Here is a 14,188-nt window from a genome sequence, read left to right as displayed (position 1 = left end):
GCGGCAGCGTGACGCCGCGCTATCGGCTTGCACTAAGTCAACGGCGGGCGCGCCCGGCCGCTCCCAGAATTGACCTGGGTCAAGCGCTCAAAGCGCGCGGACGCCAAGGTGCGCTTCGCCGCCGTCCAGTTCAGTGAGAGCGCAGAAATGTTCGACCGCCGCTCGATCGGTGACGCGGATCTGGGGACCGCGCACAACCAGACCTTTCTCCGCGAGCGTGTGCAGGCTGCGCGACAACGTCTCGGGCGAAATTCCCAATCGCGCCGCCACCCGCGACTTCGGAACGAGCAACTCCGCTCGGTCGGCGCTTTCGCCACGATTGTCGACCAGGCGCAGAAAAAAGGCGCCGACGCGCTGCGCGGCGGTGCGGCATTTGAGGTCGATGATGTGGCGTGTCGCCGTCCGCCACTGTCCCGAGAGGGTGATAAGCAGGCGAAGCGCGATCGCGGGCGAGCGCGACGCTTCCTCGCGCAAAGCCTCGGCCGGCATCGAAAGGAGGATCACGGGACTGAGCGCGCGCGCCGAAGTGAGGTGGGGCTCATCGCTGATCGCGGCGCCCAGCGAGAATATGTCGCCGCGCGACAGCAGCATGACGCCGCAGTCGCTGCCTCCGTCGAGCTTCGTGAGCTCCACGCTGCCGCGCATCAGGATGAAGACCTGATCGGCCGGCGCACCTTCCGCAAAGAGGATCGCATCCTTGCGGCGGCGAACCATTTGTGCCCGGGCGAGGAGGCGATTGGCCAGTTCGGGCGTCAGGTCCGAGAACAGGGGCAAGCGAAACACGGCGTCACCGGCCGTGCTGGGTCCGGAAAGCGAATCCTGCATAAGCTCAAAACCGGCCGGTCCGACGATCGTTGCCTGTCTGCTTTGCGTTCCCCGCTGTTGCGGCTAGGCCGTGAGGCCGGACGGTAAGGGAAGCGGTCGCGAGCGTGCTGGTCGGTGGAGTGGAACTGGGGGGCACGAAGATCCGCGTCGGTCGCGGGACGCCCGACGGCCGGATCGGCGAAAGCGAGACGTTCGCCACCGAAGGGCCGGATAAAAGCTTCGCGCGGATCGTCGGCTATTTTCGCCGTGGCTCCCCGATCGCCGCGATCGGGATTGGCGCATTCGGCCCGGTCGCGATCGGCCGGGACGATCCCGATTATGGCCGGTTGCGCGGGACGCCGAAGCCCGGCTGGCGGGACTTCGATATCGGCGCGGCGATGGCGGTGCTGGGCGTGCCGCTCCTGCTCGATACGGACGTCAACGTCGCCGGACGGGCGGAAGCGGCGCTGGGCGCGCTGCGTGGAGCAGATTGCGGCGTCTACCTGACCGTCGGTACCGGCATCGGCGGCGCGCTGATCCTGAACGGGCGGCCCGCGCCCGGGGCAAGTCATCCGGAAATGGGCCATGTCGCGCTGGTGCGCGCGCCGGCGGACGACTTTCCGTCGGTCTGCCCCTATCATCGCGATTGCGCCGAGGGGCTGGCGAGCGGGCCGGCGATCCGGCGGCGGTTCGGCGCAAGCCTCGATCTGCTGCCGGCGGACCATCCGGGCCACGCACTGATCGCCGGCTATCTTGGCCAGCTGCTTGCCGGCATCGTCTCGATCGCCGCGCCTCGCCGCATCGTCCTTGGCGGCGGTGTCGCGAAAGCGGCTGGCCTGCACGCGCGTGTGCGGGAAGTACTGGCCCGCAGCTTGAACGGCTATGCGATCTATCCCGAAGTCGAAGCGCCCGGCTTTGTCGTGCCGCCGGCGCTGGGCGATGACACGGGGTTGGCGGGCGCATTGCTGATCGCGGGCGAAGAAACTGGTCGTTCGGAGACGCGCGTCGGTTGACGCTGACTGTGATCGCCGCGCCTGTTTTTCTGCCGTCTTGCCGAGTTCCTGCCGATCCCCCATCCTGCCGTGAACAAGGCGGGAGACGGCGATGGCCTATGCGGGCGGCGAGGGGCATTTCGGGGATTTGCAGAACGCGATCTACGGCGCGGGGCTGAGCGGCATCCTGCCGACCATCCCGGTCGATTTCGCGACGCTGGAAAAGCGCGCCCAGGCCGCGCTGCCGCCACATGTCTTGAGCTACGTCCAAGGCGGATGCGGCGACGAATGGACGCAGGACCAGAACGCGGCTGCTTTTCGCCACTGGGGCATGGTGCCGCGGATGATGGTCGATTGCACGAAGCGCGACCTCTCGGTCGAGCTGTTCGGGCAAAAGCTCAAAAGCCCGCTGTTCATGGCCCCCATCGGCGTCAATGGCATCATGACGCCAGACCAGCATGGCGACCTCGCTGCTGCGCGCGCGTCGGCGCTGACAGGCGTGCCTTATTGTTCTTCGACGCTCTCCAACGATCCGCTGGAGAAAGTCGCGGAAGCGCAGGGCGCGACGCCCGGTTTTTTCCAGCTCTACACGCCGCGCGACGAGGCGCTGGCCGAAAGTCTGGTCAAGCGCGCCGAAGCCGCCGGCTACAAGGCGATCGTCGTCACCCTCGATACCTGGGTGACCGGCTGGCGGCCGCGCGACCTGAACACGGCCAATTTCCCGCAGCTTCGCGGTGCGGTGCTGATGAATTATTTCAGCGACCCTGTCTTTCGGGCGAGCCTGCCGAAGCCGCCCGAGGAAGATCCGGCGGCGGCGATCCGCGCCTGGGCGGCCGTGTTCGGCAAGGTGCTGACCTGGGACGACATGCCCTGGCTCAGGAGCATGACGAAGCTGCCGCTGGTGCTGAAAGGCATCTGCCACCCGGACGACGCACGGCGGGCGATCGATACGGGCGCTGATGCGATCTACGTCTCAAACCATGGCGGGCGGCAGGCCAATGGCGGGATCGCCGCGATCGACATGCTGCCGGGGGTCGTGGAGGCAGCGGGCAAGACGCCGGTGCTGTTCGATTCTGGCATCCGCTCCGGCACCGACGTGATCAAGGCGATTGCGCTTGGCGCAACGGCAGTCGGCATCGGCCGGCCCTATGCCTATGGCATGGCGCTGGCGGGCGCGGAAGGCGCGGCAGCGGTGCTCCGCGCGATCCTCGCCGAAGCGGACCTGCTGATGGCGGTGAACGGCTATCCGACGCTGGATGCCGTGCGTGCGGCCGGCGCGCAGCGGGTGTGAAACGATGGTGAGCCCTGCTGGATTCGAACCAGCGACCTACTGATTAAAAGTCAGTTGCTCTACCGACTGAGCTAAGGGCCCCCTGGAGGCCGGTGCTGCCTAAGCGCGAGGGCGGCGGCGGTCAACCGCGTGGAGCAGTTGCCGTATCGTTCGGCCGGTCAGCGGGTCGCGCAGATGCGGCGCGACCTGCCCAAGCGGGGCGAGGACGAAGCGGCGCTTGCGAAACTCGGGATGGGGGACGGTGAGGCCGGTCCCGGCCCAGCTGCCGCCCGACCAGAGGATGATATCGAGATCGAGCACGCGTGCGCCCCAACGGCGGCCGCGGCGGCGGCCAAACCGACGCTCGAGCTGCTTCAGGACATCGAGAAGGGCAGGGGGCGCGAGCTCTGTTTCCAGAATCGCGACCGCGTTCCCAAAGCTGCGGCCGGCAGGGCCGAGCGGCGCAGTCGCAAAAATGCGCGAGCGAGCCCGAACGGTGCCGAACTCCCCCAGCGCATGCGCCGCCGCCCGAACCACGCCGGCCGGATCGCCGTGGCGGTGGTGCGGGCGGTTGGAGCCGATCGCGATCACGTAGCTTGAGGTGGGCACGGCAATCCGCCTATCCGCTTCGCGTGCCTTTCGTCAGCCCCATTCCTGAGACCGAGCCGCCGCTCGACTGCCCGCGCTGCCCGCGGCTGGTCGCTTTTCGCGAGGCTCTGCGGGTCGAGCATCCCGATTGGTGGAACGCGCCGGTGCCTGCGTTCGGCGACCCGGATGCGTGGCTGGCGATCGTCGGTCTCGCGCCCGGCAAGCATGGCGCCAACCGGACGGGTCGTCCGTTCACCGGCGACTATGCGGGCGACCTGCTGTTCGAGACGCTGCTGAAATACGGCTTTGCGAGCGGCACGTATCGGGCCGATCCTGACGATGGCCTGGCCCTGCACGGCATCATCATCTGCAACTCGGTCAAGTGCCTGCCGCCCGAGAACAAGCCGCTGCCGCAGGAAATCGCGAACTGCCGCCCATTTCTGGCGACGCAGATCGACGCCGTGGCGAACGCGCGCGTGTACATAGCGCTCGGCCAGATCGCGCATCAATCGGCGGTCCGAACGCTCGGCGGCAAATTGTCGGAGTGCAAATTCGGGCATCTGGCCGAGTATCGCTTTGCGGGCGGCGAGGTGCTGATCGATAGCTACCACTGCTCGCGCTACAATCAGAACACCGGGAGGCTGACGCGCGAGATGTTCGAAGCGGTGTTCGAACGGGCGCTGCAGCTCCGGCCCTGAACTTTGCCGAGGCGGCGGAAAGGAATATCTTCGCGACGTCTCAAGGAGAGTCGCGATGAGCCTGATTGCGATTGCCCTGTCCGCCGCCGCCCTGGCGCAAAGCGCACAGGCGTTGCCGATCTGCGGGCAGGAGAAGCCGACGCCGGTCGATATTGCCGAACAGGCGAAGTTGAAGCGTCTCGACAAAATGCCGCCGGCCGAAGCTTATCTGACCGTCATGCGCACGGAGAATGGCTGCGTCCGCCCGGTGAAGGTGAGCGAGGAACGGGCGCGGCGGCGCTAAAGCTGTTCGGACCCAAATAGACTCGCTCGTCCTGAGCGGAGCGCGAAGCGCGTACTCGAAGGGCGCAGTGCAGCGCCCCTCGACTTCGCTCGGGACGAGCGGGTTGGTTCTGTCGCAAACCGCTCTCGCGCGATCTTATCCTACCGATCCTCGACCAGCCGGCCGTAAAGCTCCGGCCTACGGTCGCGGAAGAAGCCGAAGGCGGCGCGGTGGCGCTTGACCTGGTCGAGGTCGAGCGTGGCGGTGAGGACGCCGGTTTCGGTCGCGCCGAACTCGGCCAGCATGTCGCCGCGTTCGTCGCAGATGAAGCTGTGGCCGTAGAAGCGCTGGCCGTCCTCGGTGCCGATGCGGTTGGCGGCGACCACGGGGACGACGTTCGAGACCGCATGGCCGATCATCGCGCGGCGCCAGAGCCGGCTCGTGTCGAGATCGGGATCGTGCGGCTCCGAGCCGATAGCTGTCGGGTAAAACAGGATTTCCGCGCCCATCAGCATCATCGCGCGCGCGGTTTCGGGATACCATTGGTCCCAGCACACGCCGACGCCCAGCGTCGCCTGCGGCGTCTGCCAAGTCTTGAAACCGGTGTTGCCGGGGCGGAAGTAGAATTTTTCCTCATATCCGGGGCCGTCCGGAATGTGGCTCTTGCGGTAGAGGCCCATGATCGTGCCCTTGTCGTCGATCATCGCCAGGCTGTTGTAATGATGCGGCCCGTCGCATTCGAAAAAGCTGGTCGGGATGTAGACGCCCAACTCCGCCGCGAGCTTCTGCATGGCGACGACGGACGGGTGCTCCGACGTCGGGCGGGCGTTCGAGAACAGGCCCTCGTCCTCGACCCGGCAGAAATAAGGCCCTTCGAACAGCTCGGGCGGCAGGATGACCTTTGCGCCCTTCGCCGCCGCCTCGCGGACCAGCTCCGAGACGTGCGCGATGTTGTCGGCCTCGGGGCCGGGCAGCCCGAGTTGCAGGGCGGCGACGGTCAGTTCGGTCATCTTCACTCCTCAGGTCGTCACCCCGGACTTGATCCGGGGTCCACCTTTCCTTGACTGCGGCCGTAAGAAGAAGGTGGATGCCGGATCAAGTCCGGCATGACGGTCACAATGAAGGCACTTGCTGGCTGATGCAGTGGAAGCTGCCGCCGCCGGTCAAGATATGGTCGGCGCGGAAGCCAACAACCCTGCGCGACGGAAACAGCTGCTGGATCGCGGCGATAGCAGCCTGATCGTTCGGCGCGCCGTAGAGCGGCACCACGACGGCGGCATTGCCGATATAGAAATTCATGTAGCTGGCCGGGATGATCTCGCCGTCGCGGAGCACGCGGCCAGGCGAGGGAAGCGGGACGACGTCCAGGCCAAAGGCGCGAGCACGGGCCTGCGCGTCGCGGTAGACCGCCGCGTTCGGGTCGTCTTCTCCGGCCCGTTCAGGGATCGCGATGCGCCCTTCGCCGACGAAGCGCGCCAGATTGTCGACATGGCCGTCGGTGTGGTCGTTCAGCAGCCCGTTCCCGAGCCACAGGATGCGGTCGAGCCCGAGGTCGCCGAGCAGCCGCGCCTCGATCTCGGCCTTGCTCAGGTCCGGGTTGCGATTGGGGTTGAGCAGGCACTGCTCGGTGGTGACGGCAAGGCCGGTGCCGTCGACGTCGATTGCGCCGCCTTCGAGCACATATTTGCAGCGACGCGCTTCACCGAAGCCGCCGGATTCCACAAGGCGCAGCGCCAGATCGTCGTCGCCTTCCAGCCGGTATTTCCCGCCCCAGCCGTTGAAGAGGAAGGAGCGCGCGGCGCGGCGTTCGCCGTTCGAGACGATGATCGGTCCGGTGTCGCGCAGCCAGATGTCACCGAACGGGGCGGTGACGATCTCGACTCCGGCCGGGGCAAGGCGCGCGGCGACCTCCGCAGACTCCCGGTCGGCCGCGACCAGGCGCACCGTCTCGCCTGCGCCGCCTGCATGCACGGCATCGGCAAAGGCGATAACCTCGGCGCGCGCCGGATCGAGATCGTCTTCCCAGAGCTCGGCATGGCTCGGGAAGCCGATCCAGACGCTTTCGTGCGGTGCCCACTCCGGTGGCTGGCGTTCGATCCGATTCATGAGGTTTTAGCCATTGTTTTCAACTCCGAAACGGATCGAGGGGGTTGCGTTCGGTCGCAAGACGGGCTGCTATAGGCAGGTCCGTTCAGGGGGGAAAGAATGAAGCTTGGTCGTGTTCCGATGCTCGCAGCGCTGCTCGCTGCGGGAGCATCCTCACTTGCGCTTGCACAGCAGGTCCCGCCCGAAAAGGCGTTCGGCGCGCGCGAGTCCGTCACCGATGCCAGCCTGTCGCCGGATGGCAAGACGATGGCGTTCCTTGCGCCGGCAGCGATGCAAGGCAATGCGCTGTTCACGGTGCCCGTCGATGGAAGCGCCGCGCCCACGCGCGCGATCATGGCGAGCGGCGATCCCGAACGGCTCTCCAGCTGCAGCTGGGTCGCCAACGATCGCCTAGTTTGCAATGTGTTCACCTTGCGTCAGGAATCCGGCTACCTGGTCAGCATGTCGCGCCAGATTGCGGTCGATGCGACCGGCAGCAACCTGAAGATGGTGAGCCAGCGCGATTCCGACATGGCCTGGTATTTCAACGGCTTCGGCGGAGCCGTGGTTGACCTCTTGCCTGGCCAAGATGGCACAATCCTGATGGGGCGCTGGCACACGCCGGAATCCAAGGCCGGATCGCTGATCACCAAGACCAAGGAAGGCTATGGCGTGGAGCGCGTCGATACGCGCACGCTGCAGACGAAGCCAGTCGTGCGCCCCATGATCGGCGCGACCGAGTTCATCAGCGACGGAAGCGGCGAGGTACGGATTGCCGGGATTTCCCAGACGACGGGAGATTACGTCCAAACCGGTCTGGTCAAATACATGTACCGGCCGAAAGGCGGCAGCGACTGGAAGGATCTCGGAACGCTCGACACGCGGACCAACGAGGGTTTCAATCCCTATATCGTCGATCCGACGACCGACGTCGCCTATGGGCTGCAGAAGGACAATGGCCGGTTGGCATTGTTCAAGCGCGCATTGGACGGCACCAATACCGAAACCGAGGTCTTTTCGCGTCCCGATGTCGACATCGATGGTCCGCTGACGCTCGGCCGGAAGCGGCGCGTGATCGGGGCGAGCTTCGCGACAGAGAAGCGGCAGGCCCATTACTTCGATCCGGCAATGGAGCGCCTGGCGGCATCGCTTTCGAAGGCCCTGCCCGGATCGCCGCTGATCAGCTTCGAAGGCGCCAGCGATGACGAACAACGATTGTTGATCTGGGCCGGCAGCGACACCGATCCGGGCCGCTACTACCTGCTCGATCGCGCGACAAAGCAGATGCGGCCGCTGCTGCTCAGCCGGCCTGAGCTGGAGGGCTACACGCTGGCGCCGGTCAAGGCGGTGCAGGTGAAGGCATCGGACGGCGCTCTGATTCCGGCATATCTGACGCTTCCGGTCGGCTCGACGGGCAAGGGATTGCCCGCCATCGTGATGCCGCATGGCGGCCCTGGCGCGCGCGACGAATGGGGCTTCGACTGGCTCTCGCAATATTTCGCGGCCAAAGGCTACGCCGTCCTTCAGCCGAACTTCCGCGGCTCGACCGGCTATGGCGACCAGTGGTTCAAGAATAATGGCTTTCAATCCTGGAAGACGGCGATCGGCGACGTTGCCGACAGCGGCCGCTGGCTCGTCTCGCAAGGGATCGCCGATCCGTCGAAGTTGGCGATCTTCGGCTGGTCCTATGGCGGCTATGCCGCGCTCCAATCGGGCGTTCTCGCCCCGGACCTATTCAAGGCGATCGTCGCCGTCGCACCGGTGACGGACCTGGACGAGTTGAAGAAGCAGTACCAGGACACCGGCGAAGAGAAGGTGATCCGCGACTTTGTCGGGTCAGGGCCGCATATCCACGAAGGCTCCCCGGCGCAGAATGCAGCTGCGATCAAGGCTCCGGTAATGCTGTTCCACGGCGAGCTCGATCGGAACGTGCGCGTGGTCGAATCGCGCCTGATGGCGGATCGGCTGCGCGATGCAGGCAAGAACGTCCAGCTGACGCTCTATCCAAAGCTCGATCACTATCTCGAAGACGCGAACACTCGCGCCGATATGCTCGCCAAGAGCGACGCGTTCCTGCGGGCGAGTCTTCGCATCAAATAAAAGGGGCGGCCGTTTCGGGCCGCCCCTTCGTTGTGCCGATGGGCCGTCGTTTAGAAGCGGTAGCCGATGGTGCCGGCGACCTGGTGGCGCGACAGGCCGGCTTCGTAGTTCGAATAGCGATACTCCGCGCCCAAATAGGCGTTGGTGCCCAGCATGTACTGCGCGCCCAAGCCGGCGCGGACGCCGTCAGCATTGCCCGACGCGCTCGTGGTGGTCGTGCCGGTGGTTACGCTGCCCTTCAGGCGAGCGTTCGTATAGCCGACCTTGGCGTAGACGTTGAACTTCTCCGAAACCGCGCCGGTGATGCGGCCGCCGGCATAAAGGTCGCGTCCGGCGGAGAGGCGCGCGCGGGTCGTGCCGGATGTCACGTCGAAATCAGCGGTCGAATCCGAGATCTCGGCGTCGAGTCCGAACGCGACGTTGTTGCCGACGCCGAAGTCATAGCCGAGGCCGAGGCCATACAGGAAGCCGTCGGTGTTCGCGTGGCCGACGCCAGCAGCGTTGGCGCGGACGTGATCCCAGCCGAGCACCGCCTCGACGCGCGGGCCGGTCAGGTCGGCCGCAAAGGCGGGCGCGGAAGCGGCTGCCGCGACGGCGGTCAGCAGAACGGAAATCTTACGCATCTTAGGAAAAGCCCCTTATGCTCTTTTGATGTTGTTGAAGGGTGTCTTTCGACGCGGTGCGGCATGGCGCCTGGCCAGCGTAGAATCAAATGGTTGCGCGACGAATGTGACATTTGGAGCGACAATGTTGCTGCGATGCAACATAGCGCAGGCACAAAAAAGGGCGGGGAAAAACCCGCCCTTCGTTGCGCGATCGAATCGGAGCCTCAGCGCGAATAGAATTCCACGACCAGGTTCGGCTCCATCTTCACCGGATACGGCACCTCGTCGAGGGTCGGCACGCGGGTGAAGGTGACCTTGGCGTTGCCGTCGGGCGCCACATAATCGGGGATGTCGCGCTCGGCGAGGCTCTGCGCTTCCAGCACCAGCGCCATTTCCTGCGCCTTGTTGCCCAGCGAAATCTCGTCGCCGACATAGCAGCGGCGCGACGCGATGTTGCACTTGACGCCGTTCACGCGGACATGGCCGTGGCTGACCAGCTGGCGCGCCGCCCAGATCGTCGGCGCGAACTTGGCGCGATAGACGATCATGTCCAGGCGCTGCTCGAGCAGGCCGATCAGGTTCTGCGAGGTGTCGCCCTTCATCCGCGAGGCCTCTTCATAGGCCTTCTTGAACTGCTTTTCGGTGACGTCGCCGTAATAGCCCTTCAGCTTCTGCTTGGCGCGGAGCTGCAGGCCGAAGTCAGACATCTTGCCCTTGCGGCGCTGGCCGTGCTGGCCGGGGCCGTATTCGCGCTTGTTGACCGGGGACTTCGGGCGACCCCAGATGTTCTCGCCCATCCGGCGGTCGAGCTTGTGCTTGGCGCTATGGCGCTTCGACATTCGTAATCTCCAATTGCTCTAACGTTGCTTCCGGTCTCGCCTGCTGGCTCCAGGAGGGCAGGGCCACCGCTTCACCGGAATGCGGGGCCAATTGCGAAGGGCGCGCGCCTATAGGAGCGCGGGTTTCAGGTCAAGGGTGGCGGCGGCTATCGCCGAAATAACATCAGCCGGGCAGGGCCGCGGCCCCGAGTCCCCGGCGAATCTACTGACCGCTCGGCTTCGTCTGATTGTCATAGACCAGCTTGCGCGCTTCTTCGTTGCCGTCGCGTGCGCGCGCTTCCCACTCGGATTTGGTCAGGCAGACCTTGCGGCTCGCGATCAGCGATCCGATCGGAACCTCCCGGTGGCAGATCAGCCTGTCCTTGTCAGCACCGGGTTGGGCCGTGGCGGGCTTCGAGGCATCGGCGGCAAGGGCGGGGGCGCTCACGGCCACGGCGACGATCAAAAGCGCAATACGCATGGGGAACCCCTGTTTTGCTTCGACTCTCGTTGCTAAGGCTAACGCGAGATCGCGATATCGCAAAGGGATTGTAACAGTTGCTCGACGCCGAGGATTGCCAGACCATGGCTGAAGTGCGTGCCGGGGTGGATGCGGTGGACAGGGAACTGGTGCAGCTGCTGAAGCGCCGGTTCGACTACATGGATGCAGCCGCGCGGATCAAACCGGAGCGTGACCAGGTGCGGGACGAGCCGCGCAAAGCCCAGGTGATCGCCAATGTGCGGCGCCATGCGGCCGAGGCGGGCATCCCGGAACAGCCGGTCGCGGAGCTATGGGACCGGCTGATCGAAGCATCGATCGCTTACGAATTCGAGAAATTCGACCGCATCCGCGCCTAACGCCGGGCGAGCGCGCTAAGCACACCCCTTAGCGTCCGGATTTCAAGGCTGTTCCAGCCCGGTTTCGTCAGCACGCCGCGCAGCGTGCGCTTGGTCGCCCGCACGCGCTCGGCTGGGGTGAAATAGCCAGTCGGCTCGAGCAGCATCTCGAAATGCTCGATCAGCGCTTCCAGCTCTGCCTGAGGCGCGGGCGGCAGCGCCTCGGTCGCGGTCGGCTGAATCAGGTTCGCACCTTTCGACCATTCATAGGCGAGCAGGATCACGGCTTGGGCAAGGTTCAGCGACCCGAACTCGGGGTTGATCGGGACCGTCACGATCGCGCGCGACAGCGCCACGTCTTCGGTATCGAGGCCCGATCGCTCGGCGCCGAACAGGATCGCGCTGCGGCCGGATGCGGAGCGGATATCGCCGGCGGCTTGCTCGGGGGTGAGCACCGGTTTGGTGACGCCGCGTTTGCGCACCGTTGTCGCGAACACGTGCGCGCAATCGGCGACCGCTTCCGCGGTCGTGCCGAACACACGAGCATTCTCCAGCACGATATCGGCTCCGGACGCGGCCGGCCCGGCGGACGGGTTCGGCCAGCCGTCGCGCGGCGCGACGAGTCGAAGCTCCGTGAGCCCAAAATTGAGCATCGCCCGCGCCGCTTTGCCGATATTCTCGCCAAGCTGCGGACGGACGAGCACGATGACGGGAGCAGTCAATTCTCGCCCGCTTCCGCCACGGCGCCCGCGAATTCGTGGAAATCGCGCGCTTCGGCGAATTCCTTATAGACGCTCGCGAAGCGGATATAGGCGACGCTGTCGAGCCCGCGCAGACCCTCCATCACCAATTCGCCGATCTGCTTGGCGGGAACTTCGCTTTCGCCGCTGGTTTCGAGCTGGCGCTGGATGCCGCTGATCAGGCGTTCGACGCGGACCTGATCGATCGGTCGCTTGCGACAGGCGATCGCGACCGAGCGGGCGAGCTTTTCCCGGTCGAACGGCTCGCGCCGGTCCTCGCTTTTGACGACCGTCAGGTCGCGCAGCTGGATGCGCTCGAAGGTGGTGAAGCGGGCCGCGCAGCCCTCGCACTGGCGCCGGCGGCGGATCGCCGCGCCGTCATCGGTCGGCCGGCTGTCCTTGACCTGGCTGTCCTCGTGTCCGCAATAGGGGCAGCGCAATTCAGCCCCGCCGCTTGTGGATGCGATACGCGGCGATGGCGCCGCCGATCAGGCCGCCGGTCAGCCATGTGAGGACGGGCAGCGGCATTCCAATCACGGCTCCGATCGCGGCGCCGGTGATCAGCTCCTTCGTGTCGGGCGACATGCTGCCGTCCGGGCGGCGTTTCAGGTCCATGGTCAGAGCTCCGGATAAATCGGGAAACGCTCGCACAGGGCGCGGACGCGGGCACGAACGTCGGCCTCGACCGCGGAATCGCCGTGTTCGCCCTTCTGGCGTAGTCCGTCCAGCACGTCGGCGATCATGTCGCCGATCTCGCGGAACTCGGCGGGCCCGAAGCCGCGCGTGGTGCCGGCGGGGGAGCCGACGCGAATACCGCTGGTCTTGACCGGCGGCAGTGGGTCGAACGGGATGCCGTTCTTGTTGCAGGTGATCGCCGCCCGCTCCAGCGCTTCGTCGGCATCCTTGCCGGTGACGCCCAGCGGACGCAGGTCGATCAGCGCCAGATGCGTGTCGGTGCCGCCCGCGACGAGATCGGCGCCGCGCTCCTTCAGCCGGCTGGCCAGCACCTTCGCGTTCTCGACCACGGCGGCGATATAGCTGCGATAGTCGGGGCGCAGCGCTTCGCCGAACGCGACCGCCTTGGCGGCGATGACGTGCATCAGCGGCCCGCCCTGAAGGCCCGGGAATACGGCCGAGTTGATCTTCTTCGCAATCGCCTCGTCATTGGTCATCACCATGCCGCCGCGCGGGCCGCGCAGCGTCTTGTGCGTGGTGGTGGTGACGACATGCGCGTGCTCGAACGGGGAGGGGTGCAGCCCGCCCGCGACGATGCCAGCGAAATGGGCCATGTCGACCATGAACAGCGCGCCCACTTCGTCGGCGATCTGGCGGAAGGCCGCGAAGTCGATGATCCGCGGATAGGCCGAGCCGCCCGCGATGATGAGTTTCGGCTGGTGCTGCTTGGCGAGGTCTCGGACCTGGTCGAAGTCGATCAGATGATCGTCGGGGCGCACGCCGTACTGGACCGCGTTGAACCATTTGCCCGACATGGCGGGCTTCGCGCCGTGGGTCAGGTGGCCGCCGGCATCGAGGCTCATGCCCATGATCGTGTCGCCGGGCTTGGTCAGCGCCAGCATCACCGCGCCGTTCGCCTGCGCGCCGGAATGCGGTTGAACGTTTGCGAAGCCGCAGCCGAAGAGCTGCTTCGCCCGCTCGATCGCCAGCGTCTCGACTTCGTCGGAAGGCGCGCAGCCCTGGTAATAGCGCTTGCCCGGATAGCCCTCGGCATATTTGTTCGTGAACACCGAGCCCTGTGCTTCCAGCACCGCCTTGGAGACGATGTTCTCGGACGCGATCAGCTCGATCTGATACCGCTCGCGCGCGATCTCGTGCTGGACGCCTGCGAAGACTTGCGGGTCGGCGTCGGCCAGGTCGCGTGTGAAAAAGCCTTCGAACTGGACGTCGTGAAGCGTCTGTGGATTGGTGCTCATGCGGGTTCCCTGGCGGATGCGGAGAGTTTGTCGACGCGGCGCTGATGGCGCCCGCCGAGGAAGTCGGTGGAAAGAAAGGTCTCGATGCAGGCCTTTGCCATGTCCGGGCCGACGAGCCGCGCGCCCATCGCGATCACGTTGGCGTCGTTATGCTCGCGGGCCAGCCGGGCCGACAGCGGCTCGGAGACGAGCGCACAGCGGCAGGCGTGGTTGCGGTTTACCGCGATCGAAATGCCGATCCCCGATCCGCACAGCGCGACGCCTTGCTCCGCTTCTCCTTTTTCGATCGCCGCGGCAAGGCGATAGCCGAAATCGGGATAGTCGACCGATGCTTCGGTCGCGGTGCCGAGGTCCAGGACCTCGTGGCCGCGCTCGCCGAGCCAGTCGCGCAGCATCGTCTTCAGCTCGACGGCGGCGTGATCGGAGGCGATGGCGATGCGAGTCATGGCGGCTTCCTG

18 protein-coding genes and 1 tRNA gene are annotated in these 14,188 nt (G+C 65.9%); 6 read left to right on the top strand and 13 right to left on the bottom strand.

What is annotated here, in order from left to right; genetic code table 11:
* Positions 1-87 precede the first annotated feature (87 nt).
* Complete coding sequence (locus SCH01S_RS05260) at positions 88-783, bottom strand: cyclic nucleotide-binding domain-containing protein (protein ID WP_169746357.1); 696 nt, start codon at positions 781-783, stop codon at positions 88-90.
* Between the two features lie 146 nt (positions 784-929).
* On the opposite strand from SCH01S_RS05260, the gene SCH01S_RS05255 reads away from it, so the two are divergent.
* Positions 930-1,817, top strand: coding sequence for an ROK family protein (locus tag SCH01S_RS05255; RefSeq protein WP_046347727.1), 888 nt, complete (start codon positions 930-932; stop codon positions 1,815-1,817).
* Between the two features lie 91 nt (positions 1,818-1,908).
* A complete protein-coding gene (locus SCH01S_RS05250; RefSeq protein ID WP_046347726.1) occupies positions 1,909-3,087 on the top strand; it encodes an alpha-hydroxy-acid oxidizing protein in 1,179 nt (392 codons plus the stop codon).
* Between the two features lie 5 nt (positions 3,088-3,092).
* Here SCH01S_RS05250 and SCH01S_RS05245 read toward each other — a convergent pair.
* Positions 3,093-3,168 (bottom strand) — tRNA-Lys (locus SCH01S_RS05245).
* Positions 3,169-3,186: 18 nt separating this feature from the next.
* Positions 3,187-3,675, bottom strand: coding sequence for a 2-amino-4-hydroxy-6-hydroxymethyldihydropteridine diphosphokinase (gene folK, locus SCH01S_RS05240; RefSeq protein WP_046347725.1), 489 nt, complete (start codon positions 3,673-3,675; stop codon positions 3,187-3,189).
* Positions 3,676-3,698: 23 nt separating this feature from the next.
* Here folK and SCH01S_RS05235 point away from each other — a divergent pair, with 23 nt between their 5' ends.
* Positions 3,699-4,352 carry a uracil-DNA glycosylase gene (locus SCH01S_RS05235; protein ID WP_046347724.1) on the top strand — a complete coding sequence of 218 codons (654 nt, stop codon included), beginning with the start codon at positions 3,699-3,701 and terminating at the stop codon, positions 4,350-4,352.
* Between the two features lie 55 nt (positions 4,353-4,407).
* Positions 4,408-4,635, top strand: coding sequence for a hypothetical protein (locus SCH01S_RS05230; RefSeq protein WP_046347723.1), 228 nt, complete (start codon positions 4,408-4,410; stop codon positions 4,633-4,635).
* Positions 4,636-4,775: 140 nt separating this feature from the next.
* Here the strand turns inward: SCH01S_RS05230 and aguB are convergent, their stop codons facing one another.
* Together aguB and SCH01S_RS05220 are read right to left on the bottom strand one after the other, a co-directional pair.
* Entirely contained in the window at positions 4,776-5,624 is an 849-nt protein-coding gene (gene aguB / locus SCH01S_RS05225; protein WP_046347783.1) for an N-carbamoylputrescine amidase, read from the bottom strand.
* 103 nt (positions 5,625-5,727) lie between these two features.
* The gene (locus tag SCH01S_RS05220; protein WP_046347722.1) at positions 5,728-6,720 is read right to left on the bottom strand and encodes an agmatine deiminase family protein; all 993 of its coding nucleotides are present in this window, start codon (positions 6,718-6,720) and stop codon (positions 5,728-5,730) included.
* Positions 6,721-6,819: 99 nt separating this feature from the next.
* On the opposite strand from SCH01S_RS05220, the gene SCH01S_RS05215 reads away from it, so the two are divergent.
* Complete coding sequence (locus SCH01S_RS05215) at positions 6,820-8,799, top strand: S9 family peptidase (RefSeq protein ID WP_046347721.1); 1,980 nt, start codon at positions 6,820-6,822, stop codon at positions 8,797-8,799.
* 50 nt (positions 8,800-8,849) lie between these two features.
* On the opposite strand, the gene SCH01S_RS05210 is transcribed toward SCH01S_RS05215, so the two are convergent.
* The 3 genes from SCH01S_RS05210 to SCH01S_RS05200 form a co-directional block, all read right to left on the bottom strand.
* Positions 8,850-9,422 carry an outer membrane protein gene (locus SCH01S_RS05210; protein ID WP_046347720.1) on the bottom strand — a complete coding sequence of 191 codons (573 nt, stop codon included), beginning with the start codon at positions 9,420-9,422 and terminating at the stop codon, positions 8,850-8,852.
* A gap of 206 nt (positions 9,423-9,628) precedes the next feature.
* Positions 9,629-10,243 (bottom strand): 30S ribosomal protein S4, encoded by a 615-nt coding sequence (rpsD, locus tag SCH01S_RS05205; protein ID WP_046347719.1) that lies wholly within the window; start codon positions 10,241-10,243, stop codon positions 9,629-9,631.
* Positions 10,244-10,445: 202 nt separating this feature from the next.
* Complete coding sequence (locus SCH01S_RS05200) at positions 10,446-10,703, bottom strand: hypothetical protein (RefSeq protein ID WP_046347718.1); 258 nt, start codon at positions 10,701-10,703, stop codon at positions 10,446-10,448.
* 104 nt (positions 10,704-10,807) lie between these two features.
* On the opposite strand from SCH01S_RS05200, the gene SCH01S_RS05195 reads away from it, so the two are divergent.
* Entirely contained in the window at positions 10,808-11,080 is a 273-nt protein-coding gene (locus tag SCH01S_RS05195; RefSeq protein WP_046347717.1) for a chorismate mutase, read from the top strand.
* Here the strand turns inward: SCH01S_RS05195 and SCH01S_RS05190 are convergent.
* Genes SCH01S_RS05190 through rpiB form a run of 5 tightly spaced genes read right to left on the bottom strand, consistent with a single transcriptional unit; the run spans position 11,077 to position 14,176 of the window.
* The gene (locus tag SCH01S_RS05190) at positions 11,077-11,781 is read right to left on the bottom strand and encodes an RNA methyltransferase (protein WP_046347716.1); all 705 of its coding nucleotides are present in this window, start codon (positions 11,779-11,781) and stop codon (positions 11,077-11,079) included. The two genes, SCH01S_RS05195 and SCH01S_RS05190, sit on opposite strands and share 4 nt — an antisense overlap.
* Complete coding sequence (gene nrdR / locus SCH01S_RS05185) at positions 11,778-12,239, bottom strand: transcriptional regulator NrdR (RefSeq protein WP_046347715.1); 462 nt, start codon at positions 12,237-12,239, stop codon at positions 11,778-11,780. Before nrdR ends, SCH01S_RS05190 begins: the two co-directional genes overlap by 4 nt.
* Before the next feature lies 1 nt (position 12,240).
* Positions 12,241-12,414: a hypothetical protein gene (locus SCH01S_RS16335; protein ID WP_157032811.1), complete on the bottom strand. Its 174-nt coding sequence runs from the start codon at positions 12,412-12,414 to the stop codon at positions 12,241-12,243.
* Between the two features lie 2 nt (positions 12,415-12,416).
* A complete protein-coding gene (gene glyA / locus SCH01S_RS05180) occupies positions 12,417-13,730 on the bottom strand; it encodes a serine hydroxymethyltransferase (RefSeq protein WP_046347714.1) in 1,314 nt (437 codons plus the stop codon).
* The gene (rpiB, locus tag SCH01S_RS05175) at positions 13,727-14,176 is read right to left on the bottom strand and encodes a ribose 5-phosphate isomerase B (protein WP_046347713.1); all 450 of its coding nucleotides are present in this window, start codon (positions 14,174-14,176) and stop codon (positions 13,727-13,729) included. The genes glyA and rpiB overlap by 4 nt, the downstream gene beginning before the upstream one ends.
* Between the last annotated feature and the right edge of the window lie 12 nt (positions 14,177-14,188).

Origin of the sequence: Sphingomonas changbaiensis NBRC 104936 (assembly GCF_000974765.1) — a bacterium.
Taxonomy (GTDB): domain Bacteria; phylum Pseudomonadota; class Alphaproteobacteria; order Sphingomonadales; family Sphingomonadaceae; genus Sphingomonas_B; species Sphingomonas_B changbaiensis.
This window is presented reverse-complemented; position numbering and strand designations above follow the sequence as displayed.